This window comes from Dysgonomonas sp. UBA7630 (assembly GCF_002483985.1).
Taxonomy (GTDB): domain Bacteria; phylum Bacteroidota; class Bacteroidia; order Bacteroidales; family Dysgonomonadaceae; genus Dysgonomonas.
Genome location: NZ_DLIY01000016.1, coordinates 93,901 through 107,671 on the forward strand (window position 1 = coordinate 93,901; position 13,771 = coordinate 107,671).

9 protein-coding genes are annotated in these 13,771 nt (G+C 37.4%); 1 reads left to right on the forward strand and 8 read right to left on the reverse strand.

What is annotated here, in order from left to right:
• Positions 1–2: 2 nt before the first annotated feature.
• The 3 genes from B3P17_RS06525 to topA all read right to left on the reverse strand — a co-directional run bounded on the left by B3P17_RS06525 (position 3) and on the right by topA (position 4,364).
• Positions 3–551 carry a nitroreductase family protein gene (locus B3P17_RS06525; protein WP_252638901.1) on the reverse strand — a complete coding sequence of 183 codons (549 nt, stop codon included), beginning with the start codon at positions 549–551 and terminating at the stop codon, positions 3–5.
• 61 nt (positions 552–612) lie between these two features.
• The gene (locus B3P17_RS06530; RefSeq protein ID WP_252638902.1) at positions 613–1,992 is read right to left on the reverse strand and encodes a sugar transferase; all 1,380 of its coding nucleotides are present in this window, start codon (positions 1,990–1,992) and stop codon (positions 613–615) included.
• 35 nt (positions 1,993–2,027) lie between these two features.
• A complete protein-coding gene (gene topA / locus B3P17_RS06535; RefSeq protein ID WP_252638904.1) occupies positions 2,028–4,364 on the reverse strand; it encodes a type I DNA topoisomerase in 2,337 nt (778 codons plus the stop codon).
• A 1,497-nt stretch (positions 4,365–5,861) separates the two neighbouring features.
• Between topA and B3P17_RS06540 the strand changes: the two genes are divergently transcribed.
• Positions 5,862–8,222: an outer membrane beta-barrel family protein gene (locus B3P17_RS06540; RefSeq protein ID WP_252638907.1), complete on the forward strand. Its 2,361-nt coding sequence runs from the start codon at positions 5,862–5,864 to the stop codon at positions 8,220–8,222.
• Between the two features lie 66 nt (positions 8,223–8,288).
• On the opposite strand, the gene aroB is transcribed toward B3P17_RS06540, so the two are convergent.
• The 5 genes from aroB to gpmA all read right to left on the reverse strand — a co-directional run bounded on the left by aroB (position 8,289) and on the right by gpmA (position 13,721).
• A complete protein-coding gene (aroB, locus tag B3P17_RS06545; protein ID WP_252638908.1) occupies positions 8,289–9,344 on the reverse strand; it encodes a 3-dehydroquinate synthase in 1,056 nt (351 codons plus the stop codon).
• A gap of 232 nt (positions 9,345–9,576) precedes the next feature.
• Positions 9,577–10,548 (reverse strand): methionyl-tRNA formyltransferase, encoded by a 972-nt coding sequence (gene fmt / locus B3P17_RS06550; protein WP_291104565.1) that lies wholly within the window; start codon positions 10,546–10,548, stop codon positions 9,577–9,579.
• Between the two features lie 118 nt (positions 10,549–10,666).
• Positions 10,667–10,897: a hypothetical protein gene (locus tag B3P17_RS06555; RefSeq protein ID WP_252638911.1), complete on the reverse strand. Its 231-nt coding sequence runs from the start codon at positions 10,895–10,897 to the stop codon at positions 10,667–10,669.
• Positions 10,898–10,993: 96 nt separating this feature from the next.
• Positions 10,994–12,790 carry a chloride channel protein gene (locus B3P17_RS06560; protein ID WP_252638913.1) on the reverse strand — a complete coding sequence of 599 codons (1,797 nt, stop codon included), beginning with the start codon at positions 12,788–12,790 and terminating at the stop codon, positions 10,994–10,996.
• A 184-nt stretch (positions 12,791–12,974) separates the two neighbouring features.
• Positions 12,975–13,721, reverse strand: coding sequence for a 2,3-diphosphoglycerate-dependent phosphoglycerate mutase (gpmA, locus tag B3P17_RS06565; protein WP_252638915.1), 747 nt, complete (start codon positions 13,719–13,721; stop codon positions 12,975–12,977).
• Between the last annotated feature and the right edge of the window lie 50 nt (positions 13,722–13,771).

Genomic DNA, 13,771 nt, shown 5'->3' on the forward strand with positions numbered 1-13,771 from the left:
AGCTATTCTATTATTTGATTTATATTAAAATTTCCGATATGCACTTTCTCCCATTGTAACTTTTCTTCGTCGATAGGAGAACGCTCTTGCGCTTTATTCCCAAATACTATAACAGAAAGCACCTGCAGCTGTATCGGTATATTAAATAAGCTCTTGATATAGTCATTAGAAGCTTCCTCTTCTTCTGTATATCGCTCTCTGATTTGTATCCAACAACTTCCCAATCCCAAATCTTCCGCTTGTAGCTGCATCATGATGGAAGCAATAGACGCATCTTCTATCCACACGTCGCTTGTTAATGGATCTGCCATAACTATAATAGCTAAAGCACAACCTTCTATCGGTTTACTCCCCGACTTTTTGCATAGCGACAGCTTCTTTAGCATTTCTTTATCTTCTACTAATAGAAACTGCCAAGGATTTTTACTCTTTGATGAAGGCGACTTTAGCCCCGCCTTGAGAATAGTCTCTACTTGCTGAGGTTTCAATGGTTCATCTGTAAATTTACGAATACTCCGACGATTTGTTACCAAATCTTGAAAATTATTCATAAGTCAATATGGTTTATAAATTCTTATTTTATTAATTGGTTTTACTCTCCGGACATATAAATTAACGGCGAGTCAATTCTTCAACTTCCTTTTCAATCTCACTGACCGATTTTACACCTTCGGTACTGCTTTTTCTAAGGAGTATATTCAGTGTTTGCATGATCAGTTTGATGTCTAAGGCATACGAATAGCCGTTGATATACAGCAGATCATATTTTAGTTTATCCCTTACCGATGTATTATATTTACCTTGCACTTGTGCCAAACCTGTAAGACCGGCTTTAACCCTATGACGCAATTTATATTCAGGCATCTCGGCACAGAACTGTTCTACAAAGAATGGTCGTTCAGGACGTGGCCCTACTATGCTCATATCGCCTATCAGTATATTGTAAATCTGAGGTATTTCGTCCAATCTGGTAGCACGTAGGAAGTGTCCGAGTTTAGTTATCCGGCAGTCAACATCTTGAGCTAATACAGGACCTGAGGCAGCTTCTGCATTTTCGACCATTGTCCGAAATTTATATATCTTGAAAACTTTGTTGTCACGCGTTATGCGTTCTTGTGCATAAAATGCCGATCCTCCGCCTATTTTTAAAGCCAAATAGACAAATATGAATGGAATAGATAAAACAATCAGCCCCAAAATTCCTAAGAATACATCCGTTAGTCGTTTAAAAAGCTCATTACTTTGTCCCAGTCCTAACTCTCTCACATCTAAAACCGGCGAATCGTCTATTTGCAGGAAATTTGCATTAAATTGGAGTATCTCCGAATTTTTAGGCTGGTATAATACCGTACGGTTACGCTCTATGCAATATAAGATAATATGTTGTTTCTGCTCTTCGGAAACATCTTCGGTAATGAACGTTATATCGCATTCGTTGATATAGTTATATAAATTAAGATGATCAGGTGAGCAAACATGTTTCAAGTTAGACCATATTCCTTTTGCCTCCAATAATTTGTATGCTAGAGGTTGAGACTTCTCATAGCCAATAACGAGTACCGATTTTCCCTTATTCAGGCGAAAGTGCATTCTATTGGCAAAAAAGTGCCAGAACGTGATTGCTGCAATCTGCATGGCATAGGCAGTAAGAAGAATACTTCGGGGGAATGCAAATTCTCTGGCCAAGAAGCTTATAGCCATTGTGCAAAACAGTAGAGAGACTATAACCAGAAATACGGTGTACCCTATACCCAAAAAAGAAAAATCTTTTGGTTTATCTAATTCAAATATATGGCTTAAGATTAGATAGCAAATACCAATATACGGCCAGATAGCAACAAACGAAAACCAGTTTTCGGAGAAGTTGTCAAGGCTATCTTTAAAAATGTAGAAAGACCAAATTATCGAACCATATACGATGGCTAAATCCAACAAAGGTATTAAAATCTTTAATCCCCTGTATCCAAATATTTTTTCCAAAAATCTATTCATTCAGCTGAATATAATAATTTTTCAAGGAAAAAATGCTACTTCTTCTTCGATTTTGCTTTTGTTTTAGTAGCAGGTTTCTCTCCGGTTGCCTTCACTATTTTCATTGCTGCATCAAAATCTAAATCAGCAGGCACTACACCTTTCGGAATTTTATAGTTTGTTTTTTGATACGCAATATATGGACCGTATCGGCCATTTAATATTTGTAAATCTGCGTCCTCAGTAAAAGTCTTTATTATCTTTTCAGCGTCTTTTTGGCGTTTATCTTCAATTAAAGAAATCGCACTATCTAAATCAACACTGTAAGGATCATATCCTTTAGGCAAAGATATAAACTTTCCGTTATGTTTTATATACGGGCCAAATCTTCCTGTACCAACACTAACATCTTTACCTTCAAACTCACCAACCGAACGAGGTAGCTCGAATAATTTCAAAGCTTCTTCTAGTGTAATAGTTGTGATAGATTGTGTTTTTTGTAATCCGGCAAACTGAGGTTTTTCTTCTTCTTCTTGAACACCAATTTGTACCATTGGCCCGAAGCGTCCGATCTTTACAGATACCTGACGTCCCGATTTCGGATCAACACCCAGTATACGTTCTCCTACTTTATGATCTGTTTGAGTATTTGTTGCAGATTCTACAATAGGATGAAATACTTTGTAAAATTTATCTATAAGTTTTGTCCAGTTTTCTTCACCTTCGGCGATCTGGTCAAATTCTTTTTCTATATTGGCAGTAAAATTATAGTCTAATATCCCCGGAAAATATTCGATAAGGAAATCATTTACAACCACTCCTGTATCAGTAGGGATAAGCTTGCCCTTGTCTGTACCTGTGATTTCAGTTTTCTGTGTATCCGATATTTTTTCTTTTTTGAGGGCTAAGATATTATACTGACGTTCTGTTCCTTCTATATTCGACTTCTCTACATACTCACGGTTCTGTATCGTAGAGATAGTTGGTGCATAAGTAGACGGACGACCTATACCAAGCTCTTCCAGCTTACGAACAAGAGATGCTTCACTATAGCGACTAGGACGTTGTGTAAATCGTTCTGTGGCTGTCGCCTCTTTCATTTGTAGTGCATCCTGAACTTTTACAGGAGGAAGCAGGCTTGTTTCATTATCTATAATTTCTTCATCAGTACCTTCAAGATATACATGCAAGAACCCGTCAAATTTAATAACCTCTCCAACTGCTGAGAATTTCATATCTTTCTCATTAGAGATACTTACCGTTACAGTGGTTTTCTCCAATTCTGCATCAGCCATTTGAGATGCAATAGTCCTCTTCCATATCAGTTCGTATAGCTTCTTCTCTTGTGCAGTACCCGATATTGAGTGTTCATTTATATATGTAGGACGGATGGCCTCATGTGCCTCTTGTGCTCCTTTAGATTTTGTTGAGAAATGGCGAACTTTTGAATATTGCTTACCATATTCAGCTTCAATTTCATTTTTGGTCGTGTTAATTGCCAAGCTCGACAAATTAACCGAATCGGTACGCATATAAGTTATTTTCCCCGACTCGTATAATTTCTGAGCAACCATCATTGTCAGCGAAACAGGGAAGCCTAGTTTACGAGATGCTTCCTGTTGCAAGGTTGAAGTCGTAAAGGGTGCCGCCGGAGATTTTTTCATCGGTCTTGTCTCTACATCTTCAACTTTGAAGCTTGCTTCTTTAAGTTTTTCAAGAAGGTTTAGAGCTTCTTGCTTGGTTTTAAGTCGCTTGCTGAGTTCTGTCTTTATTTCGTACTGAGAGCCATTGTCTTCTTTTGTGAAAATGGCAATCACTCGATAAGATGCTTCCGATTTGAATTGTTGTATTTCTCTTTCACGTTCAACAATCAATCTTACAGCTACCGACTGAACACGTCCAGCTGATAGTGCCGGCTTCACTTTGCGCCATAGTACGGGCGACAATTCGAACCCTACAATGCGGTCAAGGACGCGACGCGCTTGTTGTGCATCTACGAGATTGATGTCTATTGTTCGAGGATTTTCTATAGCATTCAGAATTGCATCTTTCGTAATTTCGTGGAAAGCAATTCTTTTTGTTTTATTCTCTTCAAGCTTTAATGTCTTATACAGATGCCATGATATAGCTTCTCCCTCACGGTCTTCATCGGAAGCAAGCCATACAAGGTCTGCCTCTTTCGCCGCTTTTTTCAGTTCATCGACAACTTTCTTTTTGTCGGAAGGTATCTCATATATGGGAGTATAATTGTTCTCCAGGTCTATGCCTAAATCTTTTTTCTTTAGGTCTCTAATATGTCCGTAACTAGACATAACTTTAAAATCTTTCCCTAAAAATTTCTCGATAGTTTTGGCTTTCGCCGGAGACTCAACAATAACTAAATTTTTCTGCATACAATTAAATCAAGGCTTGTGTTATATTCAAGCATACTAAACGTAGTGTACTCGAATAATACATTCTCTTTTGAACGGCAAAAGTAGTGATTTTGTTTTAAATAGCAGAATAAAAATAATCTTAATGCCGTAATTTATTGATTTTTTGTATTGAAAATCAATAAAAAAGAAGTCATGTCTAAATTCTTTAAGCTTTTATCCGGAGTTATCCTAACAATTTAATTGAATAAAATAGGTTTTGATTCTATAGAAAAGTCTGAATAGCCGAACTCTTCAAAATTGTATGTGGATAAAATTCTCTTTACTATATTTATGAATGCAGGATAGTCATATATAATGAAGTCGATATACGAAAAATGAAAGCCTGTAGCGCCTCCTATCGTATTGGCAATACCATAGGGTACAGTTTCTTCAACGATCTTGTCTTCTATCTCTCCTCTGAAATTTATTATGTCTTCGCCAGGCACATTTATATTTTCAAAGAATGTGAAACCAAATATGACTCCGTCTTGCTTTGCTTCATTAAAACGAGCGGTCTTTTTCCCATAGAAATCATTGAGGATGGAAGAGCAAGAGGTGTATCCCGAAAAAATATCTTCTCGCAAAGTCCAATCACTATTTTCTTTTGGTTCTATACGATATCCGGTATATATTTCGGTTGGATTATCAAATTTAGGCCAATTGTTTTCTTCTATTGTTTTGTTTATAAAAGATCTTAAATCTGTTATTTTTACAGTTTGCTTTTTGCTATTTTCGTTCACAAAAACAATAGAGCCAATATATTCCATTGTATACAACTCTCCTATGAACTGATCTAAATATATAAAGAGCATAGAGTAACGTTGGTCTTCGTCAAGATCCATCAGTTTGGATGAATATATTTCAATATTCACTTTGGGTCTTTCGTTCTCAATTTCGGGATAGATTTCAATATCATTTTCTCCGATTTCTATGCCATACATTGTAAGTGTAGNNCTTAGCATGTGCCGGTTTGGATGAATAGAAATTCCATTTCTCCCACAGTTCTTGTGGAGCATGTTGTAGCCAGTAGTGTAATTGTATCAGGCGAGAGCGATTTCCTTCAGGAGTTAATATTAATTCATACTTTCCCTCATTGTTTATCCCCATTTCGAAGTAGATTTTATGGAAAGCGATTTGTAATATGCTGTCGACAAAGTTTAGTAGAGTTTCTCCCTCAACTTTATTATTCATCATTTCTCTTATCTGACTTTCTTCTTCCGAAAAAGAACTCCAGAATTTAGCAACTCTATTTTTGAATGAATTTTGCATGTAGTTAATTTTTTATTGTATGGATTTACTATTTTTTAGTAATGTTAATATGTTTACGTAAAAATAGACTGTAAATCAAAGATAGATAATAAAAACTCATTCTCAAATACTCTTGATAACACTTGGTAACACTAAGTAGTAAAACGGAAACACATCATAAGCTTGCTGTTATCTACTTTTGCTATACAAAACGAATATAATAAAACTATGAAGCCATTTTTACTATCACTCTTACTAAGTATTGCCGTTGTAACCAATGCGCAGGGATATATGCTGAAAGGCACAATAATGAATGAATCGAACCAAACGGTAGAAGCTGTAACATGCATTATGAGAAATTCAAAGGATAGCCTTTGGCTGAAAACAACGATTACAGATACACAAGGTTCGTTTGAATTCAAAGGTATTCCTAATGGAGAGTATACACTCACCCTGCAACACATGACATACGAAAAGGAGGAACATCCTATTAAGATACAGGATACTGACATAGAAATTCCGCCATACGCCCTTCTTTCGTTAAATAAAGAACTGACTGAGATAGTGGTAAGCGGAGAGCGTCCTATCGTAAAATCGGAAGCGGGAAAACTAATTTATGATGCTCCTTTACTAATCAAGAATAAGGTGGTTTCAAATGCATTCGAAGCTTTGCAGAATGTGCCAAGCATTACCGGAGTTGGTGACGATCTCAGCCTGATCGGAACATCAGCCTATACGATTCTGATCAATGGGCAACTCACCAGCATGAGTAAAGAGCAAATAATAAGCATGCTCAAATCAATGCCGGCATCCCGTATATCCAATATTGAAATCATGTATAGTGCACCACCTCAATACAATGTAAGAGGTGCCGCTATAAATATTGTACTCAAAGATCAGAATCCCGACTTACCAACTTTGCAAGGAGAGGCAAGTGCAGAGTATAAGCAAGCACACTATGCGGGATTTGGTGTAAGAGGAAGTTTGTTATATACCAAACCTTCATATAATATTGATTTCTCTATTGGTGCAGATAAGGCTAAGAACTGGTCTACCAGCGATATGTTTGCAATACACCAGTTTGATGGGCATACATATGATATTTCCCAGAAAAACTATTCTATGCCCAATCCCGAAAGTTTGAATACCCGGCTTGGACTTAGTTTCAATCTGAAAAATGAGGATAAAATAAAAATAGTATATACCGGTAACCTTGACAAATATGATGCAAGCCATACTTCGCAAACAAAATATCTAAAAGATGGTAATCCATATACAAGCATAGATTCGAAAGACGATGTAGTCGGGAATGATTATCTTCATAATCTAAAAGCGGAATACAACTCTCATAAGAAGCTAAATATAGGCGCTGATTATACTTTCTATAACGATCCTTCAACAACTAAATATTACGATTATGAAGATGGTCAGATATTAAAAACTACTTTTAAAACCAAGACGGCGCAGCGTGTAAACAAGATTCTGTTATTTGCAAATCATACAGTGTCAACCAAAAGTGGCTGGGATTTTAATTATGGAGGCAATTTCTCATTTTCCAAAAACAACAATAGTTATGACTATTATAAGAACCCTGATAACACCGTTGTAGATTCAATAAATGATACTAAACAGAAGGAGTACAATGCATCTTTATTTGCCGGATTCTCTAAGAAGTTTGGTGAAAAGCTATCTGCCCAGGCTTCAATATCCGGTAACTATTTTCGTGCGGCGATAAACATTATGGGCCAGAAGAAAACATTGTGGGATGATTTCCAACCATTTGTAAATGCAAACCTTAGTTATACTCATAGCCCGCAGTTAATGTATCAACTGTCATTTTCTTCTGATATCAACTATCCTCCATATTGGGCATTAAGCACCGATCGTTTTAAGATCAACGCCTACTCATCGGCAGAGGGTAATCCTGAACTTAAATTCTCAAGAGAGTACAGAACACAACTGAATGTGATCTACAAGCAGAAATATGTTCTTGGGGCTTATTATGAGTACACTCCTGATAGATTCATACAATTGCCATACCAGTCTCAGAGTAGTCTGGAGAATATATTCCAGATGGTAAATGTCGATTACGAAAAGCAGTTTGGAATATATCTCGTTGTACCTTTTGCAATAGACAGGGTATGGGATACCAAAGCAACGATCAACCTCTTCAGACAAGAAGAGAAAGACGATGAGTTCTATGATGTTCCTTACAAGAGAAGTATGTATTCCTTTGTAGCACAGCTGCGTAATACATTTAATATATCTTCCAAACCCAATATTAAGCTCGATGTTTCAGGGTTTTATATGCATGGAGCTCTCCAAGGGATATATGATATCAAGCGCATGTGGGATATAACAGCCGGTGCCAAATGGACATTCTTAAACAACAAAGCCGAACTCATGGCACAGGTTCAGGATATATTTAAAAGCAACGGTGCAACAACAAAGATCGATTATATGACACAGTATAGTACGATGAAGCTACATCCCAATGCTCCGGTATTTAAACTATCATTTACTTATCGGTTCGGTAATTACAAAAAGCCGAAAGTAGATGAGGTGGATACTTCCCGATTTGGAAGATAACAACTCTTCATATCAGACACTATTTTTTTATAACTCCTCAGGGAATATATTTTCCTTGGGGATTTATTATAACCCTACACTCTCGCGAAGGAAATCGATGGCATCGAAGATGTCCTCTTTGCTCGCCGTTTGATTGATTTCTATCTTACCCACATCCGAAAGGAAAGTAAAGTTTACTGTATCCGATTCATTTTTCTTATCATGCTTCATATATTCATAGAGCCGTTCGTAATGGTCGCAATCGAAGTAGAAACCATGATAATTGTCTTTGATAAAATAAATGGTCTTATACATTTTCTCTTTCGGAAAGCCACAGAATCGATGAGAAAGATACAACTCGCAAATGATACCCCATGCAACAGCATAGCCGTGTTGAACAGGTTTGTTTAGTTCGTAAGACATACTTTCGAAAGCGTGCCCGATGGTATGTCCCAGATTGAGAGCTTTGCGTATTCCCTTTTCGAAAGGATCAATTTCTACGATGCGCTCTTTCACCCCAACAGAGTCTACAACCAACTGTTTCAACTTCTCATAGTCAATTTCCTCGGTGTCAAACGACATAGTTGCCAGCCACTCTTTATCACTGTCTATCAATCCATGCTTTATCATCTCTGCATAGCCCGACAAGAAATTCTGATGATCGAGGCTTTTGAAGAAAGCTGAATCAATCAGCACTGTTTCGGCAGGAGCGAAAGCTCCTATTTCGTTCTTCAATCCGTTGAAGTTTATCCCTGTTTTCCCGCCTACGGCAGCATCAACAGCACCGAGTAGGGTAGTGGGTATATTGATACACTTAATGCCTCGTTTGAAACTGGCCGCAGCAAACCCTCCGATATCTGTTAGCATTCCACCTCCGAGATTGATGAGCAAAGAGTGTCGGGTAGCTCCATTTTCTGAAAGATACTTCCATATCGAAGACAATGTTTCTATATTTTTGTTGTCGTCTCCGGCCTTTATTATGATTTTCCCGGCTTTTGCAATCTGTGCATTATCTTTAACCAGAGGATAACACAACCTTTCGGTATTTTCGTCCGTTAGCAAAAACAATTTGTCGAAAGACAATCGGCTTAGGATATCAGACAAATCTTTATTCAGGTCTGTAGACTTTATAACTTTCTGCATCTGTCGTTATTTTATTTTCTTAAAAGGTGACAAAAGTAACAGGTTTGTTATCCCTTTTTATTGTTACTTTTTCTTTGCCTCTTTCAGATTCAACTTTATGTGAATCTGTGGTTAAAGAACTATTGTTAAAAAGTAACAAAGGTGACACTTTTTTATTTATTGTATCTGTGTTACTTTTTGGTTTTTATACTCCGGAGTTTATATATAATAAGATAAATTCAGAAAAACTAAATTATTTAAAATAAGCTCCTTCTTCTATTTTATATCCTCTCAATACTTCATCTATATTCATCGCTTTTTTTCCTGCAAACTGAATTTCTTCCACGCTGATAAGACCATCGGCGCATGCAATATGCAAGTATGTTTTATTATCAGTCAGAATAGTTCCCGGCACTACTGTATTTGCAGAAGTCACAATCTCTGAACGATATATTTTTACCATTTGAGGTTCTTTTCCCTCACTAATAAGTTCTGTCCATGCTGTAGGATAAGGTGACATGCCTCGAATTAAGTTATGTATTTCTCCCGCCGATTTATTCCAGTCGATGCGGCACGTTTCTTTGAATATTTTGGGCGCATGTTTCAAGTCTTTTTCATCCGAAAAGAACTGCTTCTGATCTACAGCATCTACACTACCCTCCAAGATCATATCAACTGTTTTTTGTACGAGCCCGGCTCCGACAATCATCAATTCATCGTGAATTTTACCTGCATTGTCATTTTCTCCTATCTTGATCTTTTCCTGTAGAATTATCTTACCTGTGTCTATCTCATGAGTAAGGAAAAAGGTGGTTGCACCTGTTTCTTTATCCCCGTTTATTATAGACCAATTGATCGGTGCCGCACCACGATATTGCGGTAGTAGCGAGCCATGAAGATTGAATGTTCCCAATCTGGGCATATCCCATACCACTTCGGGTAACATGCGAAATGCAACTACTATCTGTAAATCCGCTTCCAACGCCTTTAGTTCACTGAGGAAATTTTCATCTTTCAGCTTTTCGGGTTGTAGTAGAGGTAGATTCTGTTCCAACGCATATTTCTTTACGGCAGAATACTGTATTTTGTATCCTCTGCCGCTTGGTTTGTCGGGCATGGTTATCACCCCCACNATATTATATCCGTTTTCAACGAGTTTTTTCAGACTTTCTACTGCAAAATCCGGTGTCCCCATGAAAACGATACGTAAATCTTTCTTATCCATTTATTTTTGATTGTTTAATGCAAATTTAAGGATAAAACGCTATTCTTAAAAGTGCAAAAGCGTAAAGATTGATAAATCAAACAATCTCTACGCTTCGTTTATTTTGATATAGATATTATCAGTATTGATTTTTTCTGTTATTCCTATCTATATTAAAAGGATCTTTCTTGAAAAACAATGCCTTAACAAGCCACATAACCAAAAATGTAATACAAGCTATAGCGATTGTTGCCCCCGAACGCCAGATAATGCCCCACTCGATGGGTTTAATTCCCCAGAGAGCCAAAACAGTTAAAGTAGCACCTGTAAGAATAATTACAGCCGACAGAATACCTATAAACAGTCTCATAAATACCTAATTGTTTAAGTTTTACTCTAAAAAGCAAAGATATAAAACTCTAGCAAACTTTGTGTATTTATAAATATTATTTAGGAAAAAGCAGTGTCATTCTTCCACAAAGTTTTCTGCTAATACCCCTCTGTATACATCCAAAATGTTCGATTTGGAGATAAATCCCAGATATACATCATTCTGGTCTACCACTGGTAAGTTCCAAGCCTTAGTTTCGTCAAAGCTCTTCATTATAGATTCCATAGTCATACCTACAACCACAATAGCCGGAGGTGATGTCATAAAGCGTGATACCTTGAAACGGTTGTATAATTCGGGGCGAAACATAATATTTCGGATATTATCCATAAGAACAATACCCAGGAATCTCTTTTGCTCATCTAAAACAGGAAAGACATTGCGAGATGATTGTGATATAACTCTCACCATATCGCCCAAATACATATCAGGGCTCACAGTCTGAAAATTAGATTCTATCAGTTTCTCAATATTCATCAGTGTAAGTACGGCTTTATCCTTATGATGAGTTATAAGCTCCCCTTTCTTTGCCAGACGCATCGAATAGATACTATGTGGCTCAAAAAACTTGATCACGACGTAAGAACAGATAGAAACAATCATCAGAGGCAGTAATAGTTCATATCCACCCGTCAGCTCTGCAATCAGGAATGTTCCCGTCAAAGGTGCATGCATTACACCTGCCATTACACCTGCCATTCCCATTAATGCGAAATTTTCTTCCGGCAATAACGGAGCAAAACCTGTTAGTCGTGAGTGATTTATAGTAAAAGAAAATACAAATCCGGCAATACAACCCAAGAATAAGGATGGAGCAAATATCCCCCCTGTTCCTCCTGCACCGTTGGTTGCACTGGTCGCAAATACCTTCATCAGCAGAACACCCGCAAGAAATAAGACGATAGTCCAACGCGTATCTTTAAATTCAAAGAAAACACTATTGTCCAACAGACCGGTGTAGTTCTTTGTTCCACTGATCAATGCCTCTATTGTATCATAACCTTCTCCGTAAAGAGGAGGCATCAAAAATATTAATATACTCAATATGCTTGCACCAAATGCAAACTTTTGCCAGTATGACATCTTGCGAAATATTCCTTCTGTCCACCCCATAGCACGGGTAAAATAGAGAGAAACCAATCCGCAAAAAATCCCCAGCAAAATAACATAAGGAATACGTTCGAGGGTAAAAGGCTCTGTATAGGCATAATTAAACATTGCCGAAGTCCCCATCGTCAGATATGAAATGGTAGCTGCCGTTACAGATGTTACCAACAACGGAAGAACAGTAAACGTTGTCAGGTCGAGCATCAATACTTCCACCACAAAAACCAATCCCGCAATAGGTGCTTTAAAGATACCCGCAATAGCGCCCGCAGCACCACATCCGATCAGCAGCATCAGGTATTTCTGTTCTACCTTAAAGAAACGTCCCAGATTAGACCCGATAGCCGATCCTGTAAGTACAATAGGTGCTTCCGCTCCAACCGATCCCCCAAAACCAATTGTAATAGAACTGGCCACAATGGAGGTATATACGTTATGGAGCTTTATAAAGCTTTTACGCTGAGATATAGCATACAATATTTTTGTAACACCGTGGCTGATATCATCTCTCACAATGTAGCGAACAAACATTCCGGCGATTAAAATACCAACTATAGGATATATGAGGTACATATAGTTAGCACCTTCTGTGAGGAAAGGAGAAGTAAGAAGATGTTGTATAAAGTGAATTGCACTTTTAAGGATAAAAGCTGCTAATGCTGTAAATATTCCGATCAGGAAACTTACGAACAAGACCATCTGTTTCTCTTTTACATTTTGGGTCTTCCAGACAAGGAATCTGTTATAAAGTTTTTTGCGTAACATTTAATTTTAGGATTGAACACCAAAAGTATAAAAAATTGGGTACAGAAATAAATTATTTTCACTCTATAGTGTTAAAACTAAAGAGACCAAACCAAAGTGTTGGTTTAGTCTCTTTTTATTTTTCAGCTAGTCAGACTAGTTATTATAAAACTTCCACGCCTGTATGAAGGCTGAGTTGTTTATCTTATTTCTTTTTTCCCTGATTAGCAACCGCATCCATCAGTTTTTTAATTTCTTCCGGATCGCCAAGGAAATAGTCTTTCACAAGGTTCAAGTCATTGTCGAATTCAAAAACGTAAGGTACAGCTGTAGGCAGATTCAAACTTACGATGTCTGCGTCTGAAATTCCTTTCAGATATTTGATGATACCACGTAAGCTGTTTCCATGTGCTGCAACGATAATTTCATCGTGACACATCAATGATGGGTAGATAACTTCTTGCCAGTATGGAAGGATACGATCTACTGTTTCTTTCAATGCTTCTGTTTCAGGGATATATGCTTTAGGTACGTCTGCGTAACGAGGATCTTGAGAAGCTGAACGAGGGTCTGTTGGCTCTAGTGCAGCAGGTGGAACATCGTAGCTACGTCTCCAAACAAGTACTTGCTCGTCGCCGTATTTTTCAGCAGTTTCAGCTTTGTTCAAGCCTTGAAGCATACCGTAATGTTTTTCGTTCAAACGCCATGTTTTTTCAACAGGAATCCAATCCAAGTCCATTTGGTCAAGGATATTATTCAACGTTTTAACAGCTCTTTTCAGATAAGAAGTATAAGCTAGTGTAAATTTGAAACCTTCTTCTTTCAATAGTTTTCCGGCTTTTATAGCTTCTTGTACTCCTTGCTCCGACAAGTCAACGTTTGTCCATCCTGTAAAGCGGTTCTCTTTGTTCCAAACGCTTTCTCCGTGGCGAATTAATACTACTTTTTTCATCTTTATTTACTGTTTTAATTATTATTTTCCAACTACGCAAAGTTAGTTAA

What these genes read in the sequence shown, in the direction of transcription:
- topA (WP_252638904.1), bottom strand. Translation starts at nt 4,364, where the DNA reads ATGCAGAAAAATTTAGTTATTGTTGAGTCTCCGGCGAAAGCCAAAACT.
- B3P17_RS06540 (WP_252638907.1), top strand. Translation starts at nt 5,862, where the DNA reads ATGAAGCCATTTTTACTATCACTCTTACTAAGTATTGCCGTTGTAACC.
- B3P17_RS06530 (WP_252638902.1), bottom strand. Translation starts at nt 1,992, where the DNA reads ATGAATAGATTTTTGGAAAAAATATTTGGATACAGGGGATTAAAGATT.
- B3P17_RS06525 (WP_252638901.1), bottom strand. Translation starts at nt 551, where the DNA reads ATGAATAATTTTCAAGATTTGGTAACAAATCGTCGGAGTATTCGTAAA.
- B3P17_RS06560 (WP_252638913.1), bottom strand. Translation starts at nt 12,790, where the DNA reads ATGTTACGCAAAAAACTTTATAACAGATTCCTTGTCTGGAAGACCCAA.
- aroB (WP_252638908.1), bottom strand. Translation starts at nt 9,344, where the DNA reads ATGCAGAAAGTTATAAAGTCTACAGACCTGAATAAAGATTTGTCTGAT.
- B3P17_RS06555 (WP_252638911.1), bottom strand. Translation starts at nt 10,897, where the DNA reads ATGAGACTGTTTATAGGTATTCTGTCGGCTGTAATTATTCTTACAGGT.
- gpmA (WP_252638915.1), bottom strand. Translation starts at nt 13,721, where the DNA reads ATGAAAAAAGTAGTATTAATTCGCCACGGAGAAAGCGTTTGGAACAAA.